We start from the raw sequence: 7,114 nt of genomic DNA on the forward strand, positions 1-7,114 counted from the left end.
TGTTTGTGGCAACCACAGCAATCTGATCGTGTGGCCGGCTGTCAAACAGTCCTTTCGCATAAAGACGGAGCTCGTAGTACTGACTGACCCTGTTTAAGTCAGGCGGCGCGTACATCACAGAAAATCCGCCATAGATCCCGCGAGCAGCCGAGTCTTGGGCATCAGACTGCCAGAGTTGCCTGTCCGCCGCGACGTAATAAACGCTATTTGCGTTAGCTCTCGGTTGCGTCGGATACTGCAAGTCTTTGTAGCTGCTATTGTTGAAACCGGCACCTGCCCGCAACCAAGTCTCGGGCGAACCCGGCACGGCTCGGTTCTTGTAACCGGTTTCGTCAAGTAGAAGAACGCCCGCGTTGGTCGTGTCCCAATTTAGGCCGGTCGGATTTTCGGCGATCTGGGCAGATTGGCCGTCTGGACTGAGTGAACGCTGCAACGAGATCTTATTGTAGAAGCGATCACCAAAATTGTACTTCAGATTGATAGCTGGCGTTGGCGCGGCATTGTTGCTCATGCCTGCTTGGTATAGGATATTCGATGAGGCCCCAAAAACGTTTACTGCTGCGTTTCCTCCGACCACAGTTCCCACGAACTCATTTATGTTTCTGAGATAACCCATCTTGAGTTCAAGCTTGCCGTCGAAAAACGTCTGATAATAGGCAAGCGTATTAATCCCAAATCTGTCTGGACCCCCAGGCTTCCAGGTCCAATATTGCTGCTGGGCACCCACGATAATCTGGCCATCGGGAATCCCAAAGCGGCTGAGATCATAGGTCACGATCATGAAGTTTAGGGTATTAAATGTCGGATTCTGGCCAATATATAGCTGATCGCGAATGGTGCTTCTGGCTGCATTCGGCAGGTGATTGGCCACGAATGTGTTTACTGTCCCGCCGACATAACCGATCCCGACTTCGGCCAACGCAGATCTGACGCCGCCGTAATCTTGGTCGATCGTATCGGCAGGGCCAGGAATGTTGAGCCACATGCCTTTTTCGCGCAGGTTCTCGAACCTTGCAAATGGATCGGCTCTCGATTGAGTTGCTGCGTTCTTTGCAAGGACAACCGCGCTGTCAGACTTTGACGCAAGAGCGATCACTTTCTGTACGCGTGCAGAGCTACCGACGGGATGCACTCCTTCGGACCGGTAGCCTCGGGGCTTGATAGCACGATAGTCCTTCTTTTGAAGTCCTCCCTGAGCAATCTGATTCGGAGTGCCGCTTTTGGGGTTAGGCACGTTGGCAGCGTGCGCCGGCGCCAAGCCGCCGATGGGACTCGCCGCGAGGGACAGCGCGACAGCAAGCCACCTCTGCGCATTGGCTTCATGAAGCGCCGTTTGTAGCGCGCTAGCCGCAAGACGATGCAATTGACCGGCCCGAAGCCTTGAGATCTTTGAAGCCTGAATACTCGAGACGGCGGAGATCGCATTGGGAGTAGACCTTCTAGATGCAGATGACGAGATAGTAGATCCCTCAGGCCCGACGGCGCAGCCAGATCTATAATGCATCCCGACTTCCTTAACGCGTGAAGAACGACTTGTTGCTGAGCCACGATTGCCATGTGTTTGACGTTTGCATCAATTGCTAGGGTTGGTAGGTGACACCGGGCTCGCAAGCCATTGCTGCGCGATTCCGCTCCTCAACGCTCGAAGCTGTCGCCGCGACCAATCGTTACTCGTTTCGCTGGGATCTCGCGCGTGGATGAAAAGCCGGTTCAGGTCCTGGGCTCGTCTACCGACAAAGGCACGCGCAAAGCCCATCCGACACCGTCGCCACGAGGTCAAGAAGACTGGAGTGGACCATCTACTGGATATTAGCCCATGTCCCTTTTCTCGTGGCGAGTTCTTTGATGCAGTCGGCGTCATAGCCACGGTCGGCAAGCAAGAGTGAACCGGATTTAAGACGAGACAGAAGCTTTCCGGCAAGTCGGATGTCATGGACCTTGCCGGGTTAACCACCGCATGATGCCGTGAGAGAATATCCGTCCTTGATCTTCCTGTCTTTCACTGAGCAATATTTCGTCGCGCGGTCGAACCTGATGTGCGCGCAGATCGTTTGGCCATCGGCGCCCCGCCACGAAATGCACTGACCTCCAATGCTTGGCGACTTTCGAACGAACGCGTCGCTCTCCAGACATCCGTGCCGCGATTCCGACGAGCCGAGATCATCGCCGCTAGCCAAATTGACGATGTTTCTCGATCTTATCTGATCGGATGGCTCGAACAGAGTCTGTTAAGCGCTGGTACGAGGCTTGCTTAAAGAGGTCAAAACCATGTCCCCATATAGCGTTAGCTCAATACTCGCGCTTCCTGAGGACATGGAGTGTTTAGCGAGAGTGTTCGTATGTCCGGTGTTGCTGCCGCTTTTCTCCCGCCTTTAAGCAGTTCACAGGTCACGGTTTACGATCGTCTCAAGGATATGGTTCCGAAGCTTGCACTTCGCGGACAAGCGGGTTTCGGTGTTGCAGCTTTCATGCACGAGAAAGGTCTTCGATTTGCAAGATCCTTGCAATCAACCGCCAAATTGGCACCGACTGAGTGCAATGAGCGGGATCAGAATTTCAGACCCCATGTTGCAATCGCGCATATTCGTAGTCTCCGCCGCAGCAGCAACGGTGATGGCGACTTTCAGCCGGTTCACAAGGATGGGCCCAGCGCCCGTCACCTGACGATTTCTTTGGACGGTGCGTTGGTCAATGCCCGTGAACTTAAGGAAGAGTTGCTTGCGGAGGGGCATACCTCAGGCATCACCACAGATGCTGAGCTCTTGCTCAAATTGATAGAACGATCCTGCGAGCGCAACTATTGGCGGCACGATCTGCCCGTCGATTACGAAAACATCTTTCGTGAGATTGATGAGCGCGTCGATGGCGCCATCAGTGCGCTATGTCTGGACGGAGGGGGCAATCTCATTGCCTTCCGTAATCGATGTGGTGTGCGACCTTTGGAGGCTATGCACACGAATGATGGGTTCGTGCTCTTTGCATCCGAAAATTGCGCTTTTGCCGGGCTACAAGGCAAGACGGATGAAGTCTTGCCAGGCCACATCAAGTATGTGGATGGGAAGATGGGGCGTTGCTTTGATCGGTTAGTGAGCACTAGGCGGCATAACGCCAAGCTCTGCGCTTACGAAACGCTGTACTTGGGAAGTCCGAACACGTCGATCGAGGGCCAATCTCATTTCGAAACTCGTTACAATATCGGGGGCGCCCTCGGTGGACTTATTGCCGAGCGTGTCTCAACAGGACCAGGCTCAGCGCCAATCATCGTGTCCTCCATGCCAAATACCGGGGGGCCATACGCTGACGGTCTGTTTGCAGCTCTCGCCGCGCGAGGTGTCGTTGCCGAGCGTCGGGAGATCATCGAAACTCAGTTTTCTCAGCGAACTCTGATCGGCGTGCTTAGCGAGCGGAAGTCTAGTATTGCCCGAAAGTACCGCGCCTCGGCAAAGAACCTGGCCGAAAGCACGGTAATAATTGCCGATGAAGCCCTCATTCGCGGTGACACTAGTCGGACTGTCACAAATTTGCTCCTTGCCGCTGGCGCTAGACGTGTGCATTGGGCGATCGGCTCGCCGCCGATAGTGGCTCCAAATTACTACGGCATGGGTATCGAGACTCTAGATGAATTGGCATTCTGGCAAATATGGAAGGGATTATCGCCCGAACAGAAGAAGAAAAGCCTTAAGTTTCACAATATCGAGCCGCAAGTTCTCAAAGCCATCGAGAGCAAAATTGCGGTATCGATCAACGCAACAGATATAACCTATCTGCCCTTCTCACTTCTCGTATCCTTGTTACCGTGCGGGTATGACGGCATCGATCTTTCACCTTTTACGTTCGAGATGCCAACGCCAGCTGGGCAGAAGCGCGCAAATACAAACTTGCGCAATTTGATGGCCGATCTCCCCTATTCTGAATCGATCCCTGCTTGAGGTCTGATCATGAAACCTGCTCTCGTCTTTGACTGGAATGGCACCCTGCTCGACGATGCCGACGCGTTATTGCAAACGACTAATGCCATATTAAAACGCTTTGACCGCGCAACGATCGATATGAACACGTTTCGGGAGCATTGCGACGTTCCACTTTCGATTCTTTATCGAAATTTGGGAATGTCGGAATCGGAAGTGGCGGCCACGGATCGCGACGGGAGTGCAATGTTTCACGACGCCTACGAACCGCTTGCGAGTAACGCCAATTTGCGCGAGGGCGCGCGCAGAATGTTGGAAATAGCACGCGAGCAAGCGGCTTCGTCTATCATAGTGAGCAACCATATCGTCGACCCGCTTCGTTCGCAATTGCAAAGGCTTGGTATCAATGAATACATTGACGAGGTGCTCGCCTTCGAAAGCCGCGCCACGCAGTACAAATCGATGACCAAAGGGGAGCGACTGCGTCTGTACATGCGGGAGAACGATTTGAAACCGCCGGCAACCTTCATCATTGGCGATATGCCCGTCGAAGCGAATATTGCACGTGATCTTGGGCTCATAAGCATAGCCATTACCGGCGGATTTGTTTCCGAGTCGCGCTTGCGGGCAGCGGAGCCGGACTACATCGTTCACAACCATCACGAGCTGTTGCCGATCTTGCAGGGGCATGGTTTTTTTCGGGATGTACAAATCAAGGTCGCCGAAAACTAATGGCGAGCCACCCCCAGAGCGGAGCGAGGGAAGGGCTCCCTCTCGAAGCTGGACGCCTGTAGACCTGTGTCGCTATCAACCTCGGGAGTTTCTGGTTTATTGATAGCGGTCACGAATGGGTAACGATTTGGCCTGTCAAACTCTGCCGGCCGAACGGCGGGGGGAGTTGAGTTCGCGTCCTTAGACCATTCGGGCCGAAGACAATCCCTCTGCTCTACCGCAGGCCTTTCGCTACGGACCCGTTCGACATCGAGTTCGCTTCGGCTTCTTAGCCGGGTTGGGAAGGCTTAATTCACAAGTCGCTCCCAGATTACCCAACCTTACCCAACCTCCGTTTTGAAAAGCCGCTTGCGGCGAAAGAATGGTGGCTAGCTTTCGCGATGCTGCGGCCTTTCGGAAGAGGAGGGGCGCGTGGTTTGCGGGCCAAAGAGTCCATCGGAGGGAAACATGCCAAGGAAGCTTGCCGCTTTGCGCGGCCGTTCGGCCAATTTTGCCAAGAAAGCTCTCATCTGCACCACGCTCTTGGCCGGAGCGGCCATTGCGTTGACCCAAGCCAAGGCAGACGACATCAACTGGCGCCAGTTCGAAGGTACGTCGATCGTCTGGGCGTACGACATCCATCCGTATGCCGACGCGGTCGCGGTCCAGTTGCCGGAATTCGAGAAGCTCACGGGCATCAAAGTGACGCCGGAGCTTTATCCGGACGATGCCTATTGGAATAAGCTGACCATCCAACTCAGCACAAAATCGCCAAGCTGGGACGTCGTGGGTACCGGGATTCAACCCGCCTGGGATCTCGCGCCGGGCGAGTTGCTCGAGCCGCTCGATCGTTATCTGAACGATCCGAAACTCACCGCGGCAACCTATGACTACAAGGATTTCTTCCCTGCACTGCGGGATGCGCTGACCTGGAAAGTGAAGGAAGGTCAGATCGAGCCGGGAAGCGGCCAGGTGTGGGCCATCCCGCATGGCTTTGAGAATATTCAGCTGTTCTACCGTAAGGACATCCTCGACAAGTACGGCATCAAGATTCCGACGACTCCGCCACAGATGTCCGCCGCTTGCGAGAAGCTGAAGGCTGCGGACCCCGCGATTATACCGTTAGGCGTTCGTGGTGTGCGGTTTTGGAGCAGTATCCATACGGCCGCCATCTCGATTGCCAGGTCCTACGGCGTGCATGATTTTACGGTCAAGGACGGCAAGCTAGACACCGGCCTAGACTCGCCCGAGTCGGTCGAGTTCCACAAGGACTACGTGGACATGATCAAGAAGTGCGCTGCTCCGTCCTTTGCCAACGACAACTGGTACCAGGTGGTCGATGGGATCAATTCCGGACGAACGGCGATGGCGATCGATTCCAATATGTTCGGCTTCTGGAACGACGTGGCCGGCAAGCCCGCCTCGGGCAAAATCGCATTCGCGCCCCCGTTGCATGCTCCGAACAGCAAGAACTTCGAATCCAACATCTGGATCTGGTCTCTTGCAATGAACGCCGCTTCCCAGAAGAAGGGTGCAGCCTGGCTGTTCATCCAGTGGGCAACGTCAAAACAGGTCGAGCTGAACGGCGCTGTTGCCGGCAAGCTCGTCAACTCTCCGCGCGCTTCCACTTGGACCGACAAGGCCTGGCTCGAATATGCGGCAAAGCCTGAGTTCAACAACTTCGTCGACACGTTCAAGAGCGTGCAAGACAGGGCGCAACTCGCCTTTACAGCCCGCGTCGGCTTTGCCGAAGCAATGAATGCTTGGGCTGTGGCCATGCAGAAGATGGTCAATGGAGCTGACGTGAAGGCAACGCTGGCCGACCTTGCTTCCGAGATCCGCTCGTCCATGTGAAGGCGCCAAGGCGGGCGGCAGGCGCAATTGTCGCCCCTTTACATGTTAGAGATTCGTGAAATGGACCTTCGAGGATTCGGCGGAATCGTGACGTTGCAGACTTCGGCCAGTCAACTTGCCTCGTCAAAGGACAAGCAGGTCAAGAGTGCCGAGGAGCCGCGTGTTGATTGGTGGAGCTTTGCCGCAATTGCTCCAGCCATCATTATACTTCTCGGCTTTTTGTTCCTGTTCTTCTACGGGGTCTTTCAGTCGCTAACGGACCTCAAGTTCGGTCGGCCGCTGGTCCACTTCGTCGGGCTCAACAATTACGCAGCGTTGATCAAGACGGAGGATTTCTGGAACAGTGTTCGTACGACAATTGTTTACGCCGGATCGGCGGTACTTGTGGAGGCGGCTTTCGGTCTCGCACTTGCCAAGCTGTTCGCAACTGAAGTCTTCCTTGCGCGGGTGATGCGGCCCGTCATCCTACTTCCGCTCGTCCTGCCGCCGATGAGCGTAGCGCTCATGTGGACGACAATGATGGACCCGCAAAACGGGATCATGAACTATTTGCTGTCGCTCGTCGGCATTGGCCGGTTTGCATGGATTTCAGATCCCGGCACAGCGATGTCCTCCCTGATCCTGATCGACGTATGGACTTA

Annotated in this window: 5 protein-coding genes and 1 pseudogene; 4 read left to right on the plus strand and 2 right to left on the minus strand. The window is 54.9% G+C overall.

The window, feature by feature from the left end; all coding sequences use genetic code 11:
• On the minus strand, positions 1-1,363 hold a 1,363-nt coding region (locus tag SO139_RS44890; RefSeq protein ID WP_498542046.1), incomplete at its 3' end, for a carbohydrate porin.
• Positions 1,364-1,805: 442 nt separating this feature from the next.
• Positions 1,806-1,946, minus strand: a pseudogene (locus SO139_RS44895) (transposase); the annotation flags it as partial.
• A 393-nt stretch (positions 1,947-2,339) separates the two neighbouring features.
• Here SO139_RS44895 and SO139_RS44900 point away from each other — a divergent pair.
• From SO139_RS44900 to SO139_RS44915, 4 genes are all read left to right on the plus strand, one after another.
• Positions 2,340-3,929 carry an amidophosphoribosyltransferase gene (locus SO139_RS44900; protein WP_498542047.1) on the plus strand — a complete coding sequence of 530 codons (1,590 nt, stop codon included), beginning with the start codon at positions 2,340-2,342 and terminating at the stop codon, positions 3,927-3,929.
• Positions 3,930-3,938: 9 nt separating this feature from the next.
• Complete coding sequence (locus SO139_RS44905) at positions 3,939-4,640, plus strand: HAD family hydrolase (protein ID WP_498542048.1); 702 nt, start codon at positions 3,939-3,941, stop codon at positions 4,638-4,640.
• A 522-nt stretch (positions 4,641-5,162) separates the two neighbouring features.
• Complete coding sequence (locus tag SO139_RS44910) at positions 5,163-6,473, plus strand: extracellular solute-binding protein (protein ID WP_498542049.1); 1,311 nt, start codon at positions 5,163-5,165, stop codon at positions 6,471-6,473.
• 27 nt (positions 6,474-6,500) lie between these two features.
• The coding region (locus SO139_RS44915) for a carbohydrate ABC transporter permease (protein ID WP_498542050.1) at positions 6,501-7,114 on the plus strand (614 nt) is incomplete at its 3' end.

The sequence above is a fragment of the Bradyrhizobium sp. UFLA05-89 genome (assembly GCF_059803475.1).

Coding starts and splice junctions, on each gene's coding strand:
- SO139_RS44905 (WP_498542048.1), top strand. CDS start 3,939: ATGAAACCTGCTCTCGTCTTTGACTGGAATGGCACCCTGCTCGACGAT.
- SO139_RS44900 (WP_498542047.1), top strand. CDS start 2,340: ATGTCCGGTGTTGCTGCCGCTTTTCTCCCGCCTTTAAGCAGTTCACAG.